The organism is Bacteroidota bacterium (assembly GCA_036522515.1).
GTDB lineage: Bacteria > Bacteroidota > Ignavibacteria > UBA10030 > SZUA-254 > VBOC01.
Window position 1 is genome coordinate 268,623 of record DATDFQ010000043.1, and the last position, 16,185, is coordinate 284,807.

The 16,185-nt window shown below is 59.0% G+C and carries 16 protein-coding genes; 4 read left to right on the forward strand and 12 right to left on the reverse strand.

Annotated features, from left to right (window positions below):
• Window positions 1-234: 234 nt before the first annotated feature.
• Window positions 235-1,707, forward strand: a complete 1,473-nt coding sequence (gene dacB / locus VI215_07470; protein ID HEY6192148.1) for a D-alanyl-D-alanine carboxypeptidase/D-alanyl-D-alanine-endopeptidase — start codon at window positions 235-237, stop codon at window positions 1,705-1,707.
• A 79-nt stretch (window positions 1,708-1,786) separates the two neighbouring features.
• Here the strand turns inward: dacB and VI215_07475 are convergent, their stop codons facing one another.
• Window positions 1,787-2,752, reverse strand: coding sequence for a DUF4097 family beta strand repeat-containing protein (locus tag VI215_07475; protein ID HEY6192149.1), 966 nt, complete (start codon window positions 2,750-2,752; stop codon window positions 1,787-1,789).
• A gap of 219 nt (window positions 2,753-2,971) precedes the next feature.
• Here VI215_07475 and VI215_07480 point away from each other — a divergent pair, with 219 nt between their 5' ends.
• From VI215_07480 to VI215_07490, 3 genes are read left to right on the forward strand one after another with little or no spacing between them, the layout of a single operon-like run.
• Window positions 2,972-3,850, forward strand: a complete 879-nt coding sequence (locus tag VI215_07480; GenBank protein ID HEY6192150.1) for a M28 family peptidase — start codon at window positions 2,972-2,974, stop codon at window positions 3,848-3,850.
• Between the two features lie 50 nt (window positions 3,851-3,900).
• Window positions 3,901-4,755 (forward strand): 50S ribosomal protein L11 methyltransferase, encoded by an 855-nt coding sequence (gene prmA / locus VI215_07485; protein HEY6192151.1) that lies wholly within the window; start codon window positions 3,901-3,903, stop codon window positions 4,753-4,755.
• The gene (locus VI215_07490) at window positions 4,756-5,703 is read left to right on the forward strand and encodes a Ppx/GppA phosphatase family protein (protein ID HEY6192152.1); all 948 of its coding nucleotides are present in this window, start codon (window positions 4,756-4,758) and stop codon (window positions 5,701-5,703) included.
• 55 nt (window positions 5,704-5,758) lie between these two features.
• Here VI215_07490 and VI215_07495 read toward each other — a convergent pair whose 3' ends face one another.
• The 11 genes from VI215_07495 to VI215_07545 all read right to left on the reverse strand — a co-directional run bounded on the left by VI215_07495 (window position 5,759) and on the right by VI215_07545 (window position 16,185).
• A complete protein-coding gene (locus tag VI215_07495) occupies window positions 5,759-6,976 on the reverse strand; it encodes a cysteine desulfurase family protein (GenBank protein HEY6192153.1) in 1,218 nt (405 codons plus the stop codon).
• 157 nt (window positions 6,977-7,133) lie between these two features.
• Window positions 7,134-7,658 carry a hypothetical protein gene (locus VI215_07500; protein ID HEY6192154.1) on the reverse strand — a complete coding sequence of 175 codons (525 nt, stop codon included), beginning with the start codon at window positions 7,656-7,658 and terminating at the stop codon, window positions 7,134-7,136.
• Window positions 7,659-7,691: 33 nt separating this feature from the next.
• On the reverse strand, window positions 7,692-8,306 hold the full coding sequence (locus VI215_07505; GenBank protein ID HEY6192155.1) for a zf-HC2 domain-containing protein: 615 nt from the start codon (window positions 8,304-8,306) through the stop codon (window positions 7,692-7,694).
• Window positions 8,303-8,857 (reverse strand): sigma-70 family RNA polymerase sigma factor, encoded by a 555-nt coding sequence (locus VI215_07510; protein HEY6192156.1) that lies wholly within the window; start codon window positions 8,855-8,857, stop codon window positions 8,303-8,305. The genes VI215_07505 and VI215_07510 overlap by 4 nt, the downstream gene beginning before the upstream one ends.
• 81 nt (window positions 8,858-8,938) lie before the next feature.
• A complete protein-coding gene (locus VI215_07515) occupies window positions 8,939-9,439 on the reverse strand; it encodes an HIT domain-containing protein (protein HEY6192157.1) in 501 nt (166 codons plus the stop codon).
• A 22-nt stretch (window positions 9,440-9,461) separates the two neighbouring features.
• Window positions 9,462-11,570: an elongation factor G gene (gene fusA / locus VI215_07520; protein HEY6192158.1), complete on the reverse strand. Its 2,109-nt coding sequence runs from the start codon at window positions 11,568-11,570 to the stop codon at window positions 9,462-9,464.
• Between the two features lie 170 nt (window positions 11,571-11,740).
• Window positions 11,741-12,133: a DUF948 domain-containing protein gene (locus tag VI215_07525; protein ID HEY6192159.1), complete on the reverse strand. Its 393-nt coding sequence runs from the start codon at window positions 12,131-12,133 to the stop codon at window positions 11,741-11,743.
• A 25-nt stretch (window positions 12,134-12,158) separates the two neighbouring features.
• Window positions 12,159-12,563, reverse strand: coding sequence for a YtxH domain-containing protein (locus tag VI215_07530; GenBank protein HEY6192160.1), 405 nt, complete (start codon window positions 12,561-12,563; stop codon window positions 12,159-12,161).
• Window positions 12,564-12,769: 206 nt separating this feature from the next.
• Window positions 12,770-13,492, reverse strand: a complete 723-nt coding sequence (locus tag VI215_07535; protein HEY6192161.1) for a hypothetical protein — start codon at window positions 13,490-13,492, stop codon at window positions 12,770-12,772.
• 14 nt (window positions 13,493-13,506) lie between these two features.
• Window positions 13,507-15,066, reverse strand: coding sequence for a bifunctional UDP-sugar hydrolase/5'-nucleotidase (locus VI215_07540; GenBank protein ID HEY6192162.1), 1,560 nt, complete (start codon window positions 15,064-15,066; stop codon window positions 13,507-13,509).
• Window positions 15,067-15,312: 246 nt separating this feature from the next.
• Entirely contained in the window at window positions 15,313-16,185 is an 873-nt protein-coding gene (locus tag VI215_07545; GenBank protein ID HEY6192163.1) for a tetratricopeptide repeat protein, read from the reverse strand.

Genomic DNA, 16,185 nt, shown 5'->3' on the forward strand with positions numbered 1-16,185 from the left:
TAACCAATTTTGGAACCTTAGTCAAACCATTACGCAACCTGAAGGTTGCGGCTACCGGCGCGTCCGGCCGCAGAGCGGCACGCAACCTGAAGGTTGCGCCTACCGACTCGGCTACCAGTTCACTCGCGTGGTCGGTAGGCGCGGGCTTCAGCCCGCGTTCAGTTGCTTTTGGATTTTAATTCGCTAATATACTCCTCGTTCACGAAGTTGGATATTATCCATTATTCGAATCCAATGCCGTTGAGAAACCTTGTCGCCGCGGTGCTGAGCGGCCTGATCCTCTCTTCCTGCTCCTCTGTTCCCCCGGCCCGGGAGGAGCCTCCGGTCCCGGTGAAGCTGCCTCCGGCGCGTACCCTCCAGAGCCAACTTGACGCTCTTCTGGGCGATACCCTTCTAGCACCCTGTCTGATCGGGGTCGAAATACGTTCCCTCGAGAACGGAAAAACCCTCTACCGGCATAACACGGGTAACCTGTTTCATCCGGCCTCGAATATGAAGCTCCTCACGACAGCCGTTGCGCTCAGATTGCTCGGCCCGGGGTACAAATTTCGAACATCGGTGCTGTCGCCTTCTCCCATCCACAACGGGATCCTCGCGGGAGACCTCGTCATCCGCGGCTCGGGCGACCCGCTCCTGAGGAGTTCAGACCTCGACTCGCTCGCAAGCCTTGTCCGGGAATGCGGGATCGACTCTATCACCGGAAACCTTGTCGGCGACGTCTCGTACTTCGACACGCTCTCCTGGGGAGCGGGATGGATGTGGGATGATGAACCGGATGCGGACGAAGCGTTTTTCACACCTCTCACGGTCAATTCCAACGCGATCGAGGTTCTCGTCCGACCGGGGAGGCGATCCGGCGAACCGGCCGGGTTCACACTCGAACCGCCGACGGCGACCCTCCGGGTAAGGAATTCCAGCATCACATCTCCCGACACGCTCATCCCTCCGCTTCAGGTCACGAGGCGAAGGGGAGATAACACGATCCTCGTGGAGGGAAGGATCGAGCCCCATTCCGCGGAGGCGCATTTTGATCTCAGCGTCTGGAAGCCTGAATTCCATTTTCTCGAATTGTTCAGGGAAAAGCTCTCCGAACACGGGGTGAGCCTCAGGGGACCGGTGCGGATCGACATCGGCGCCGGAGGCGTCCAACTGGCCGAGTTCTCCCACCCGATCGACTCCGTCCTTCATCAGATCAACAAGCTCAGCGACAATCTTGGCGCGGAGAACCTCCTCAAGACGATGGCCGCCGAGGAGAGCCATGAGGCCGGGTCGTCCGCGCACGGTCTTTCCATCATGAAGTCTGCTCTGGCGACGATGGGGATTGACACCGCAAAGATGATTCTGGCCGACGGATCCGGAGTTTCGTGGTACAACGCGATCTCCCCCGCGGCAATCGTCCAGCTCCTGAAAAGCGTCTACGAGGACCGGGACCGCTTCGAACGATACTACGAAAGCCTGCCCGTCGGAGGGGTCGATGGGACGCTCAAGAACAGGATGAAAGGGACACCGGCATCGGGCAATGTGCATGCAAAAACGGGGAGTCTCACCGGAGCAAGCTCGCTCTCCGGGTATGTGACGTCGGCGGACGGGAAGCTCCTGGCGTTCAGCATTCTTTGCAATCATTTCCCCGGGCGGATCTCGATACTGCGGGAAGTCCAGGACAAAATCGTCGAACTCCTGGCGGGGTCGCGGGCAGGGGCAGAATAAAAAAGCCCGCCCCACACACAGGACGAGCTCTTCTGAGGAGTGTGCCTATCACCCCAGTCCCCTATTTCAAAACGCGAGTCTACCCTCCGACCGAATTAATGATGATATCCCCTCCCGAGGTCTCAAGTTTTATGAAATTGCCGCCTCCGTTGATCTTGCCCCTGAGGCTCCCTTCCCTCAATTTGCCCGAAAACTGAAAATCGCAATTCACGTCACCGCCGGTCGTCTCCGCGCTGATTTCGGCTGAGATCGACTTCGGCAACTGGACGACCAGGTTTCCGCCGGAGGTCTCCAGATCGATCCCCTTATTGTCCTTGAGCGCGGCGTGCACGTCCCCCCCGGAGGTAGAGGCGCGGAGTTTTCCGTCGCTGTCCCGGACTTCGATATTACCGCCGGATGACTCAAAATCCATCGCCCCGACGATCGATTCCACGCGCATGTTTCCCCCCGAAGTGCTGATGGTGAAATCTCCTTTCGAATCCTTCACGGCAACGTTTCCTCCGGACGTCCCGAGCCGGACGAGGCCGTCGAGGTTCGAGAGATCCAGATCGCCCCCGGAGGTCTCACCTCCGATTGTCCCTTTGACATTCAGGATCGTGATATCCCCTCCGGCTGTGTTCAGTTGGAGATCGAAATTCTGGGGCACTTCCACTTCGAATTCGACCTCGATGTTGTCGTCTCCAAACCAGTTCATAAACCTGCGCTTGTACTCTGAAATCGCCCTGACGACATTCCCGGATTGTTCGACCGAAATATCAAGCTTATTGAGCCGCGATTCCGCTCCGCGGGCGCGGACGTGGACTGTCACTTCGTTCCGCGGGGTCCCGGTCACGGAGATACTTCCTTCGTCCGCCTTGATCACGAGCTTGCCGCCCGACCCGACCTGGAAGGTCTTGTCGACCCTCTTCTCATTCGCCGAAATGTAGGAATCGGATTCCCGGTGGGAAGGTTCGCGGAGGGCAAGCGCCACCATCGTCGCCCCGAAAATTAATGCCAGTGCCAGGAACACCGCGATTTTTGAACCGAGCGACAACGATTTGCTCACAGCACCCTCCTCGATAAAGTTCGGGACAAACGGGATCTACAAGTTAGACGTAGTTTCCCTGAAAAGGTTACAATCGTTGCAGATGAAACCCTTTTTTGGTAGATTGGATCAATAATGCGATGCCACCCCCGACACATGTTCCGGACCCCCCTTTTTTTACTTCTGGCCCTCTTTTTCTTCAAGTGCTCGAGCGAATCGCCGAGGAAGGAAGACCCGGCGGTGAAACCGGTTAAGACAACGCAGGCGGTTCCCTCGTTTGACGGCAAGAATGCCTTCGGCTACCTCCTGGCGCAGACCGCTTTCGGCCCGCGGAACGCCGGCTCGGCGGGCCATCAGGCCTGCTTGGAGTACCTCAGAAATCAGATGGCGCAATATGCCGACAGGGTGCTTCTCCAGGCGTTCACCATGAAGGGGTACGACGGAGCGGACCTGCATTTCACCAACATCGTCTCTTCCTTCAACCTGAAGGCATCAACCCGTATCCTCCTGCTAGCCCATTGGGACACCCGGCCCCGGGCGGATCAGGACCGGGACCCGGCAAAGAAGAATAATCCCATTTTAGGCGCGAATGACGCCGCGAGCGGAGTCGCGGTATTGATGGAGATTGCCCGCCACCTGAAGGAACAGCCTCCGCAGGTCGGCGTTGATATCCTCTTCGATGACGGCGAAGATTACGGGAAGGAAGGAGATACGCAGAACTATCTCCTGGGTACGCGGCATTTTGCGAAGAACCTCCCGCCCGGTATCCGCCCCTCCTTCGGCATCTTGCTTGATATGGTGGGCGACAAGGAGCTCGAGCTCCAGAGAGAGCCCTACTCGGTGCGGTACGCGCCCGACATCGTGGACCTTGTCTGGTCCGCCGCGAAAGACCTCGGAGTCTACCAGTTTACCGATGAAATGCAGCGAGCCGTTCTTGACGACCATCTTCCACTGAACGAGGCCGGGATCAAGACGATCGATCTGATCGATTTCAACTATCCCGACGCCACAAACCGGTTCTGGCATACGACGGAAGATACGCCGGACAAATGCAGTCAGGAAAGTCTGGAGGCTGTCGGAAAGGTCCTCCTCTCCGTGATCTACCGCCAACCCGCCTGAGACGAACCTGCCTCGCCGGGGGTTAGAGTCCCGAAGTGACCAGAACATACTTGGAAATCTCAATCCCCGCCGCTCATGCCATGCAGGAATTGCTCATCCCCTTTCTGCTCGAACTCGGATGTTCCGGGTTTCAGGAAACAGATCCTTCCCTCCTCGCCTACCTCGATAAGGGGGCGCTGACGCCCGCCCAAATCGAGGCCCTTCGGAATCGCCTCACCGCCATTCTTCGCTCCCTGGATGCCGGCGAAGCGTTCGACGTGCGGGAGATAGCCGAGGAAAACTGGAATCTGAATTGGGAGAGGAGCATTACTCCCGTCGGGATCGGAAACCGAATCGTTATCACTCCTTCCTGGCACGCCATGCCTGAGCAGGCCGGAAAAATCATCATCGAGATCGATCCCAAAATGTCGTTCGGCACCGGGCATCACGAGACGACCCGGCTCTGCCTCGGACTACTTGAGCGATATCTGAAACCGGGAGACCGCGTGCTCGATGTGGGCACCGGCACCGGCCTGCTCGCCATCGCTGCCATCAAATTGGGAGCCGGATCGGCTGTCGGCATCGACATCGATGACTGGTCGATCGAGAATGCTCTCGAAAATGTGAAGGCGAACCGGGTTGGGGAAGCAGTCCGCATCGTGCGGATTGCCATCGAGGATTTTTCCGCCGGGGATTCACAGGTGCGCCGTTTTGATTGTATTCTCGCGAATCTCACGCTCAAGATGATTACCGGCTCCCTCGAGCGGCTCCGCGATTTACTGGAACCCGATGGGATTGTGATCCTTTCCGGGTTCCTCGAACCGGACCTTCCCGCGCTCCGTGAGAGTCTCGCTGCGCTCAGTATGCCGGAGCGCGGCGGGCTGAACGAACACGGTTGGTCGGCGCTGGCAGCGGGAAAAGCCTGAATGAGAATAGCGGCGATCGATATCGGGACGAATACCGTCCTCCTTCTCATCGCCGATATCGACCCCAACGGGTCGATTCAGCCTGTCCATAACGAACTCCGGTTTCCCCGCCTCGGCCGCGACGTTGACAAGATGCGGATGATCCGCCCTCCTGCCTTTGACCGGATCGCCTGGGTCCTGAACGAATACAAGAATCTCTCGATCCAGTTCAAGTCGGACCTGATCACCGCCTGCGCGACAAGCGCGCTCCGGGATGCTGCAAACCGCGATGAGTTCCTCGCCTACCTCCGGAGCACGGCGGGGGTGGAAGTTGAAATTCTGAGCGGCGAGGAGGAGGCACGGCTGGCCTACGATGGGGCCTTGAGCGGTTTCGATTCGACCTCCCGGCCGGCTGCGGTTATCGACATCGGGGGAGGAAGCACCGAGGTCTCGTATCCGGTAAAAGACCGGATTCCGTCCATCGGAAATTCCTTAAGTTATCTTAGCTTTCAGCTTGGGGCAGTTAGACTTACAGAGCGGTACCTGAACCACAATCCTCCCACGAGCGAGGAACTCTCCAAGGCCCGCCGGATTGTCCAGGAGGGATGGGAGTCGATCCAAGATTTGTCAGGCGGAGACTATTCGCTTATCGGCGTGGCCGGAACCGTCACCACGCTCGCATGCCTTGACCAGGGATTAACCGAGTTTGACGCGAACCTCGTGGGGGGTTATACGTTACCCCGGGAGCACGTTGAAAGATGGTTCAGGAGGCTCTCTGAAATGAGGTCTGCGGAAATCGAGGCCCTTACCGAGGCTGCCCAGGGGCGGGCCGACATACTGGTGGCCGGGTCCCTCATACTCCTTGAATTCATGATCCGCTTCCGGTTCGAGGAAGTTATCGCCAGCGACCGGGGACTGCGGTACGGTCTGGCGATCAGGGAATGGAAGAAGCGAAATACGCTAAGATGAGATCCTTCGGTCGCTTTGCTCCCTCAGGATGACAGCATCCGGCCGCTTCGCTCCCTCAGGATGACACTTTCTGCCCGATCCGCTCCACGATATCGGTCAGAACTCCTGCCGTGTAGTCGATATCCTCCTCTGTCGTCGAACGTCCCATCGAGAAGCGGATGGCGGCCTTTGCGGTAGCCGGGTCTCTCCCCATGGCGAGAAGGACGTGCGAGGGTTCCATGCTCCCCGAAGTGCATGCCGAGCCGCTTGTGACCGCGATTCCGGCAAGGTCGAGATTGAAGAGGAGAGCTTCCCCGTCGATCCGGATCCTTTCGCTGTCGAACGAAACGCTGAGTATGTGAGAAAGTGCTCCGGAGGGTGTCTGGTCTCCGTTGAACAGGAGCCACGGATGACGCTCGCGGAGCGATGAGCGGAGCCGGTCCTTCAACTCGACGAGCCGCTGCCGCTCGGCTTCCATTTGGCGCTGCATCGCGGCTGCGGCTTCCGCAAAACCTACCGCGCCAGGAACATTTTCGGTTCCCGCCCGCCTGCCCCGTTCCTGACCTCCCCCGTGGAGATAACGCTCGATTTCAATCCCCTTCCGGACATAGAGGGCCCCGATTCCCTTGGGACCGTAGATCTTATGAGCCGAGAGTGAAAGGAGATCGACGCCGAGCAGGTCGACATTGACCGGTATCTTGCCGAAGCTTTGCACGGCGTCTGAATGAACGAGAATGCCCTGAGCTTTCGCGATGCGGGCCACGCCGGCAACAGGATTGATTGTGCCCACCTCGTTATTTGCGTGCATCACAGAGATAAGGCCCGTTTGAGGCCGGATCGCAGCGCGGAGATCTTCCAGCTTTACACGGCCCGATCCATCGACATCCAGATAGGTCACTTCGAACCCGGTCTGTTCAAGCCCCGCGCAGGGCTCGAGGACCGCATGATGCTCGGATTTGTCCGTGATGATGTGGTTCCTGCCCCGTGCCATCAGGGCCCGGCCCGCGCCCTTGAGCGCGAAATTATTCGCCTCTGTTCCGCCGCTGACAAAGAAGACCTCGCCCGATTGCGCCCCGATCAGGCGAGCGAGCGTATCGCGGCTCTCGTCGAGCGCCGCCCGCGCTTCCCTCCCGAAATGATGAATCGACGAGGCGTTTCCGAAACGGCCGCTAAAAAACGGTTTCATTGCCTCGAAGACTCCGGGATCGAGCGGAGTGGTGGCGGTATGATCGAGATAGACTCTCCGGACAGTCGTTTGCATGCTTGAAATATACGACGGTTTCCGCAGTTCCACAACTCTGGCAGCCGCGGGCTTGAGGCTGCGTGGACCAGCACGCGACCTGAAGGTCGCGCCTACCGAAGCCGAACCCGGCCTGGGGTGAGGTGCAAAAAAAAGCCCTTGCAGATCGCTCCGCAAGGGCTTCTCCCCCGAACACAATCAGGGTGGAACCTCAGTCCTCGTTTTTCTCCCCGTCGTCGTCCCTCTCCCGGTCTGCACCGCCGCGCTCGCGGTGCATCTCCTCCATGGCGCTTCTCACCCGCCTGCCGAAGTTTCTCTCGTACACCAGAAATCTGCCGAACTGTTCGGGCGTAAGAAATTTTCTCATCTCGGCCTGGTAGCGGACCCGCTCGGCGAAGATCTGCTGGTCCGTATCGAGAATCTTGTCGGTGGGCGCCTGGAAATCCCGGCCCTCCTTCTTCTCGCGGGACATCTTCTCGACCTCATCCAACTGGGAGTTGCGCAGCTTCACGAGATCGCGCACCTTCTCCTCATGGGCGCTGCTCTTCGCGTAAAAGCGGACCGCGTCCTCCTCGCTCAGCTTGAGCATGTCGATCAGCCTCATGGTCTTGAACTTCTCCAGCCGTCCCTGGTCGCGCATCCCGGGTGCCGGCGGCATACCGCGCCGTTGTGCGATGCCCGCGGCCGAACCGATGAGCATGCATGCAGCCACTAACAGAATACTTCGGTAGATCATGGAATACCTCGTGCTGGTTGTGAATAGTAAATTCTAATTGAGTGAATCGGGTTGCGGAGAGGCGGCAGCCGGCGAGTCGGCTTCGCGCGCGCCCGTATCGTCCATCCCGGTGGCGACTCCTGCGTCCACATCCGCGGTCCCGCTCCCTTCCTCCTGGAGGATGGCTTTCACGCTTGCGACTTCCTCGTCCGCCGAGACCTGCTGATCCACGGCGGCAAGATCGGGGTGGATCATTTCGGCAACAGCCTGCTGATCGGCCACCTCCTCCAACTCGTCCGAAGAGAGTTGATTGAGGATGGCGGCAAAATTCTCGGGGAGTTCCTCGCCGGGCCTCGGGGCGATCTTGAAAAATCCCACTGCCAGGATGAGCGCTGCAGCGAGCGGCAGAGCGAATCTCGTGGTCCATTGAGGGAACCGGGTTTGTTCCTCCAGCCGGTCGTGCACGCGCGGCAGGATCGAGGACCAGTAATGCGGGGAAGGGGCCCACGGCTTCGACTCGATCACCCCGAATACGTTCTCCAGCCCCCGCGCCTCCTCGCTGCAGGCACGGCAGCCAGCCAGATGTTCCGCGATTCTGGCCGCCCCGGCGGAATCCAATTCCCCCCGGACAAACCCGGGCAGGTCATGCCGGATCTCGCGACACCTCACGAAGTCATCTCCTTCCTGACATATTCCTGTATCTTTTTCAGCGCGTGAAAATAGTTCGCCTTCAACCCGCCCACGGACTTCCTCAAGACCTTTGCAATCTCCTCGTACGGCATTTCATCATAGTAGCGCATGATAAAGACCATTTTCTGCTTTGCGGGCAGCCGCTGGATCGCCCGCTCCAGGATTGTCCTGTATTCATCGCGCAAGACGGCTGCATCCGGGAGCTCCACCTCCTCCGATCCGGTTTCCGTTGTCTCGTCGTACCGGAGAAAATCCTTGATCCGCCTTGAGCGGACTGCGTTCAACGAAACATTCATCGTGATGCGGTAGAGCCAGGTATAAAACCCGGATTCCCCTCGAAACCCGCCCAGGGCCTTGAACATCCGGACGAAGACATCCTGAACGACATCGTCGGCGTCCTCGTGGCTCCCGACCACCCTCCGCGCAATCCAGTAGACTTTCTCCTGGTACCGCCCCACCAGCTCGTTGAACCCTGAAATATCGCCGTTTCGAAACGATTCGACAAGGTCCAGGTCGGTTTTCGGAGCCATCACGACCCGTTCACCTGTTAGATGAAGTGAAATTCAAAAAGTTTAATGAATTCAAGCGGGAATCACGGGGTGTGACCGCGGTTACGCCGATCGGCTGAGGGCCTTTCGGAGTTTCAGAAGCGTGTCGTTCATATCCTCTGAAATCATCTTCGTATCGGCGAGAACGGGCATGAAATTCGTGTCTCCGTTCCAGCGCGGGACGATGTGGAAGTGAATATGCTTGTCGATTCCGGCGCCGGCAGTCCGCCCGATATTCGAGCCGATGTTGAACCCGTCCGGCCGGGATACCGATTTGAGGGCGACGGTCATGCGCTTGAGGAGAGACATGGTCTCCGCCGACTCCTCCGCGTTCAGATCGGAGAGCTCGGCGATATGGCGGTAGGGGACGACGAGAGCGTGGCCGCTGTTATAGGGGAAGAGATTCATGATGACGTAGCAGTGATCCCCCCTGGTGACGATCGAATGGTCGTCGTCCTTCTGATCCTGATGTGCCTTGCAGAGAATACACTCCCCGCCGGCCTCCACGGGTTGCGAGAAGCTCTCGATATATTTGGAACGCCAGGGTGAGAAGAGCCGTTGCATGATCGACGGACGGCAGGGCCGCTCAGGCCTCCTCCTCCACCTTCACCTTCGCGTGCTCGATGACGATCTTTTCAGCGATCTCCCTGGGCATCTCTTCATAGTGATCGAACTTCTGGCGGTGGATACCCCTCCCCTGCGTCATCGATCGGAGATTGGTGGAATACCGGAAGAGCTCCTTCAGGGGAACGAGCCCCCTGATGATTTGATGAGATCCGTCCGAATCCATCCCGAGGATTTTACCCCGCCGGCTGGAGATGTCCCCCATGACGTCTCCCATGAACTCGTCGGGCACAATCACCTCAATTTCATAAATCGGCTCCAGGAGAATCGGCCTCGCCTCCTTGAACCCCTTCTTGAACGCCATCCTTCCCGCCACTTTGAACGAATGGTCGTCGGAGTCGACGTCGTGATAGGATCCGTCGAACAGCGTGACTTTCACATCCACGACTTTGTATCCCGCGACCACTCCGCTGACCAGCGCTTCGATGATCCCCTTCTCCACGGCGGGGACGAAGCGGGTGGGGACGACACCGCCCACGACCGCGTCCTCAAATTCAAAGCCCTTCCCGCGGGGCAACGGCTCCACTTTGATCCAGACATGCCCGAACTGGCCGCGGCCTCCAGTCTGTTTCTTGTGTTTGTATTCGACCTCGTTCGCGCGCCCCTTGATGGTCTCCCGGTAGGGAATCTTGGGTTCCACCATATCGACCTCGACGCCGTATTTTGCTTTCAGCCGGCGGACGATCACCCCGAGGTGAAGCTCGCCCTGGCCGCTGATCACCGTCTGGTGCAGCTCCGAATCGACCGCTATCACAAACGTCGGATCTTCTTCATGCAGCGAGTGGAGGCCGGTGGCGATCTTGTCTTCATCCCCCTTCGACTTCGCGTGAATTGCCATGCTGATCACCGGTTCGGGGAACTTGATCGGGGGCAGGATGACGGGGAACGACTTCCCGGTGAGCGTGTTGTTGGTGTGCGTGTCCTTCAGCTTGACGACGGTCCCGATGTCTCCCGCCGCTATCTTGCCCGCCTCCTTCCTCTCCTTCCCGTTCATGACGAACAATTGCGCAAGGCGCTCGACCTTGTTGTTCGTTTCGTTCACGAGGTCCATTCCCGGAGAAAGGGTTCCGGAGTAGACACGGAAGAATGAGAGTTCCCCCACATGGGGCTCGGACACCGTCTTGAAGACGAACATCGCCGCCTGTCCGTGCGGGTTGGGGGCGACAGCAACGGCTTTGGCGCCGTCGTGGTTGGATCCCGCCGCGACTCCCTCCACCGCGCCCATTTCGGCCGGGTTCGGGCAATACTCCACCACAAAATCCATGATCGAAGCGACGCCCATGTTGTGCGAAGCCGCGGAGCAAAGGAGGGGAAAGATCTTCCGGGAGGCGATTCCGGTTTTCAGCGCCTGCTTGAGCTGCGGGTCCGAGAGAGTTCCGTTTTCAATGAACAGGTTGAGCACGGTTTCGTCGCTTTCCGCAACCTGCTCGATGAGCTGCTCCCGCCGCTCCTCGGCCTTCGACTTGTATTCGGCCGGGATTTCGGCCTCGGTGTATTTCCCCTTGCCGTCCCTTCCGAACTGCAGCATCTTCATGCGAAGCACGTCGATGACCGCTTCAAATTGCAACCCCTGGTGGACGGGAAACTGGATCGGGAGGACGTCGTGGGAAAACCGGCTCGTCGCCTCCCCGACGACCTTCTCATAATCGGCATTCTCGTTATCGAGTTTGTTTACGATGAACACCGCGGCGTTCTTGAATTCCTTCGTATGCTGCCAGACGATTTCCGTGCCCACTTCCGCGCCCTCAACGGCCTTGAGCAGGACCAGGGCGGTGTCGGCGACCCGGAGGCAGCACTTCACCTCGCCCGTAAAATCGGTGTATCCTGGCGTGTCCAGGATGTTCAGCTTGGCCCCCTTCCACTCGCAATGCATGAGGGATGCGTTGATGGATATCTGCCGTTCCACCTCGTCCGCGTGGTAGTCGGAGACCGTGTTCCCCTCTTCGACTCTGCCGAGACGGGTGGTTGCGCCGGCGGAGAACAGGCATGCCTCGGCAAAGGTCGTCTTGCCCGACCCTCCGTGGCCTACGAGGGCCAGATTCCGGATCGATTCAACGGGGTATTCTTTCATCGTAAGATACTCTCCTCGGGTTGATCGTTATTGCGCGGACGGATGATCGCCGCCGGGCGTTGTTCAGTGTCGAAGCGCGTTGATCCTTCTCCGGGCGGAGAGGAAACCCCGGCGCTCCTGGAGCTTCGATCGGACGACACCGCCCCGCGGGCCGAAGCCCCCTCCGGGGGTTATGCGCGCATGCGCGTTACGAACGCCCGCACACCCTTGAACACCGCGGCGATGGTGCCGATCGTTTCCAGCACGGGCTCTTCGAGCCGCTCCTGGACCCGGCGTTCGAAATCCACGACATTGTCGGCCACTTCCCTGATGGAATTGATCGAGTGCCGGACCACCTCCACCTGCTCATCGATGCTTTCCGTGATGTTCTTGACCTTGTCGGTGATGACCTCCAGATTTTCAAACACGGGAAGAGCCTTGGAGGTGAGTTCGCGGACATCCTGTTCCACCACCGTCAGGATATTCCGGATCCTGACGATGACCGTGATCAGGTAGACGCAGAGCACCGAAAGCGCCGCGAGGGCGATGATCTCAAAGAGCACAAGCATGAGTTGCCAGTCCATGGACGACTCCTCCGTGGGTGTTCAGTCACGCGCCTGAGCCGCGCGTCCGGTCTTTCTCGTTTTTGTACGCATCGACTCCGGAGCGAAACGCGGATTTCACGCGCCCGGTTTCCTCCCCCGCCCGTTCGCGGATCCCGGTAAGCACCTTTTCGGCGTTGCCGAGAATGTGCTCGGCCTTCTCCTTCGCGTCCGAAACGAGCTGATCGGACCGATGCTTTCCCTCGTTGATCACGTCGATCGTCTTCGCGCGGGCGGACTTGACGTATTCCGACGCGTCCTCGGCGAGGTCGCCTGCCTTTCGCTTGATATCGGAGCGGAGCTCCTTTCCACTCTTGGGTGCGTACAGCAGCGCAGTGATCGCCCCGACTACTCCACCGGCGATAAAGCCGATGAAGAGACCTTTCGCAAGACCGCTTTTCTCTTCAGCCATGGGAATCTCCACCATCGTGATTGGTCTGTTGCACTACTCGTGGGTTTGATAATAAAGTAGCGATTGCATGCCAAAAAATCAAGTGAGTTTGGGCTGAGCTTGTCATCCTGAGGTCGCGGAGCGACCGAAGGATCTGGCTTTTCTGCCTCGAAAAGGATGGAGATCCTTCGCTTCGCTCAGGATGACAATGAGGCGAGGTTGAGAGCCTATCCGCCCGAGCTTTTCAAACTCCAGAGACGGGATGTCGCCCGCTCCAGTTCCTGTCCCAGCGTTTCGGGATTATCAGTTTTCTCGGGCTGATTTTCGAATACTGCGTACGGCACCTTAAAGCCCTTGATCGTGATGAACCCGGGGTCCTGCGCCGTCAGCTGAGCCCAATCGTTCGACTTGTAATAGAATTCCATTTTGTTGTCGGGGAGAGAGTGGTACAGGATGGAGTCCTCCATTCCGGGGCGCGCGCGCCGCCGGTTTTTTCTCACCGATTCCTCGTACGCGACGTTGATATAGATGATGCCGGCCCGCTTGAGAATTTCCTCGTGCAAAAATGAGAAGGCCTCGCCGAAGCCCTTTTCTCCCCCCCGCGCGAACTCGATAATCGCGGTGGACCCGGCGTGATAGTCCGGGTGCGCGGCGAGCTTCTTCCGGTAGGCGAGGTTGATCCGTTCGATATAGAGGTTCCAGATAAACTCATCCTTAAACCAATAGTTCTCATCCGTCCAGAGGCGCGGCTTTGAGTGGCGCGCAAGAATGTCGTCGACCTCGAAGGTCTCCCAGACGTAGACAAAGTCGTCGAACTCCTCGAACTCCGAGACGTGGAAACGCCGGAGCCGTTCCTGAAGCGCAGTTTTCTTGAGAAAATCGATCACTTCGGATTTTCCCGCGGCGGGCCTGCCGATGAGGATGATGACATCAAGATGGTGTTGGTTCATTGGCACGCCTCCCGTTAGTGGGTTTCTGAAAAACGATTCTCGACCTGGGAATTAACGACCTTCTCCTTTTCGACTTTCGCCACGAGCGCCTGGAAGACGGTCTGCTGGAGGTAGGTTACTTTCGCCGGCGTCAAGCCCAGATACTTATCGGCCTGGTTGATGACAAAATCGCTCGTCGCACAGAGGTATTCTTTTCCGTCGGCGACCTCCTCCCCGCCGATTTTCAGCTGCTGGATGACCGGTTTCCCGTCGACGCTTTTCCAGGAGCAGGCGAGGCCCGATAATTGAATACCCGACTTGAGGTCGACAAGCGACTGGAGATAGCGTTGAGCGAACGCGCGCAGTTCCGACCCCGAGATCTTGAAGGTGCAGAGGGTGTTGCGGAACGGCAGGATTTCAAAGATGCCGAGCTTCGTGATCGGGCCGGCCCGGAGATCGCTCCGGATCCCGCTGCTGTTGGTCACCCCCACCTGGGCCCCGGCCGATTCTTTCATCGCGTCGGCGATGAAATCGCCGATATTGCTTTCGCTGCTCCCGCTTCTCTTCCAGTCGGTCGCGAGCGTCCCGATCTGCTGGGCGTAGTCCTTGTCGATCTTCGTTTTGGATTCGTCGATGAGCGAGGCCATTGCGTTCTCCGCCTTCGGATGCCTCGCCCAGAGGGGTATTAGTTTCCCGTCGTAGGAAGTCACCGCGTGGTGTTCGACCGTGAGGGTGAGCTCGCCCAGATTCTCACAGCTCGAACCCGTCTGGCAGATCAGGACGCCGTTGATTTGCTTGGGGGTCTTCAAGCGGGTATGGCTGTGGCCCCCGATGATGACATTGAGGCCGTGCGTCGAAACCGCCAGGATCGAATCCTCGTCGACCCCTTCGTGGGAGAGCGCCACGATCAGGTCGGTTTGACCGGTGATCTTGTCGATGATCCGCTGCGTCACCTCGGCGGGCGGAAGGACCTTCAATCCCTTCAGGTTGTTGGTGTTCGTCAGTTGAAAAAGGTCATGCGCCATCAGGCCGATAATCCCCACCCGCAGGCCGCTCTTCTCCACGATGACATACTCCTTGTTTCCGAACGGGAACGCCCCCAGGGTATCGGTGAGGTTGGCGCTGACGGTCGGGAACTTCTGGATCCCGATCAGCTGCCGGAGGTTCTCCTGCGAAATATCGAGGTCATGGTTGCCGATCGTCCACGCATCATATCCCGTCAGGTTCATCATTTCAAACAGCGCGCCGCCGGTCACCCCTTTGTAGTCGAGCTCCGAAATGGGCGTCCCGGTCATGATGTCGCCCCCGTCGAGGAGAAGCAGGGGTCCCTTCGCGCGCCGGATGCTGTCGACGGTCCACCAGAGCTCGTAGAATCCCCCCACCATCGGCTTGACGTCCGACCGGATCCAGAACGCCTCGTGCGGGAGGTACGCCGCGTGGATGTCGTTGGTGTGCAGAATGGTGAGCGACTTCGGCTGCGTGTGGACGCACGCCTGGAAGAGGAGCGCGAGGCAAAACAGGAGGCGAGGGACGCCCGCGCTCCGGGCGAGCCCGGAACGCCGGGAGGAAATCGAACGGAAATTCTTGCGGTTCATAAAGAGAATCGAGGTTGGTTGGAAATAATGACTCTCCCCCCCGCCCGCTGAGGGCGCCGGGGGGCACACCGGACGCAACGCTTGACCGCCCCTCCCGGCCGGAGCGAGAGCCTCGGCCGGGAGGATAACGGCGCTCTGTACCTATCGGTTTTTCTTCTTGTGACGCATCTTACGCAATCGCTTTTTTCGCTTGTGGGTCGCCATTTTCCGGCGCAAACGTTTTTTGCCGCTTGGCATTGGTCGCTCCTATGATGATGATTCGATGGAAGAATGTTGCGTGACGAATTGTTTGGCCTTGCGGCCCACGTCCGATGTCGAGTCGACCGCCACGCATTTCCTGAAAGACTCGAGGGCTTGTTCAAAGTCGCCTGTGTGGAAACGGATGATGCCGAGGTTAAACAGCGCCATCTGGTGCCGCGGCGCGACCGTGAGAGCCTTTTCCATGGCATCGCGGGCCGCGCCCAGGTATTCGCTCTTCCGTGTCGTATCCTCGAACGACAATTCAAAATACGATGTCCCGAGGTCTACTCTTGCATCCGGGTTGGAAGGGTCAAGTTCGAGGTACCGTTCGTACATGGTAATCGCCTTCGGAAAGAGGCGGACGTCGTGGTAGAGGTTCGCAAGCCGGAGAGTCGATGCAGCGTCGCCGGGATTCGCGTCGACTGTCTGCTGGAGCGACCGGATTTCCTGCGCGGCGGCCGAGGCATGCGGGGAGGCGCCTTCCTGGGAGAGGCTGGAACTGTTCCGGGAGGACTTCACAATCACGAGAGTGGCGATGAGCGCGATGGCCAGGCCGAGGGTCAGCTTCCAGCTCTGAAGAGCCTTGAGCGGAGGGAGCCTGGAAGCCGGCGAGCCCTTCTCGGAGGACCGATGCCGCCCGGGAGCTGCGCCCGGCCGGAGCGCGGCTCCGCACGATTCGCAATAGGCGGCTTCCGTTTCGTTTTTCTGACCGCAGAGTGGACAATTGAGGGGAGCGGCGTTCCCGGGCATCGACTCTCCGGCCCGGGGGGGTGCGGGCGGCAACCCCGCGGATTCAACCGGGGTCCCGCATGAGCCGCAATACTTGTCCGAGCCTGCGATTTCGTTACCGCAGTTCCCGCAAACGATCTTCGGAATCAT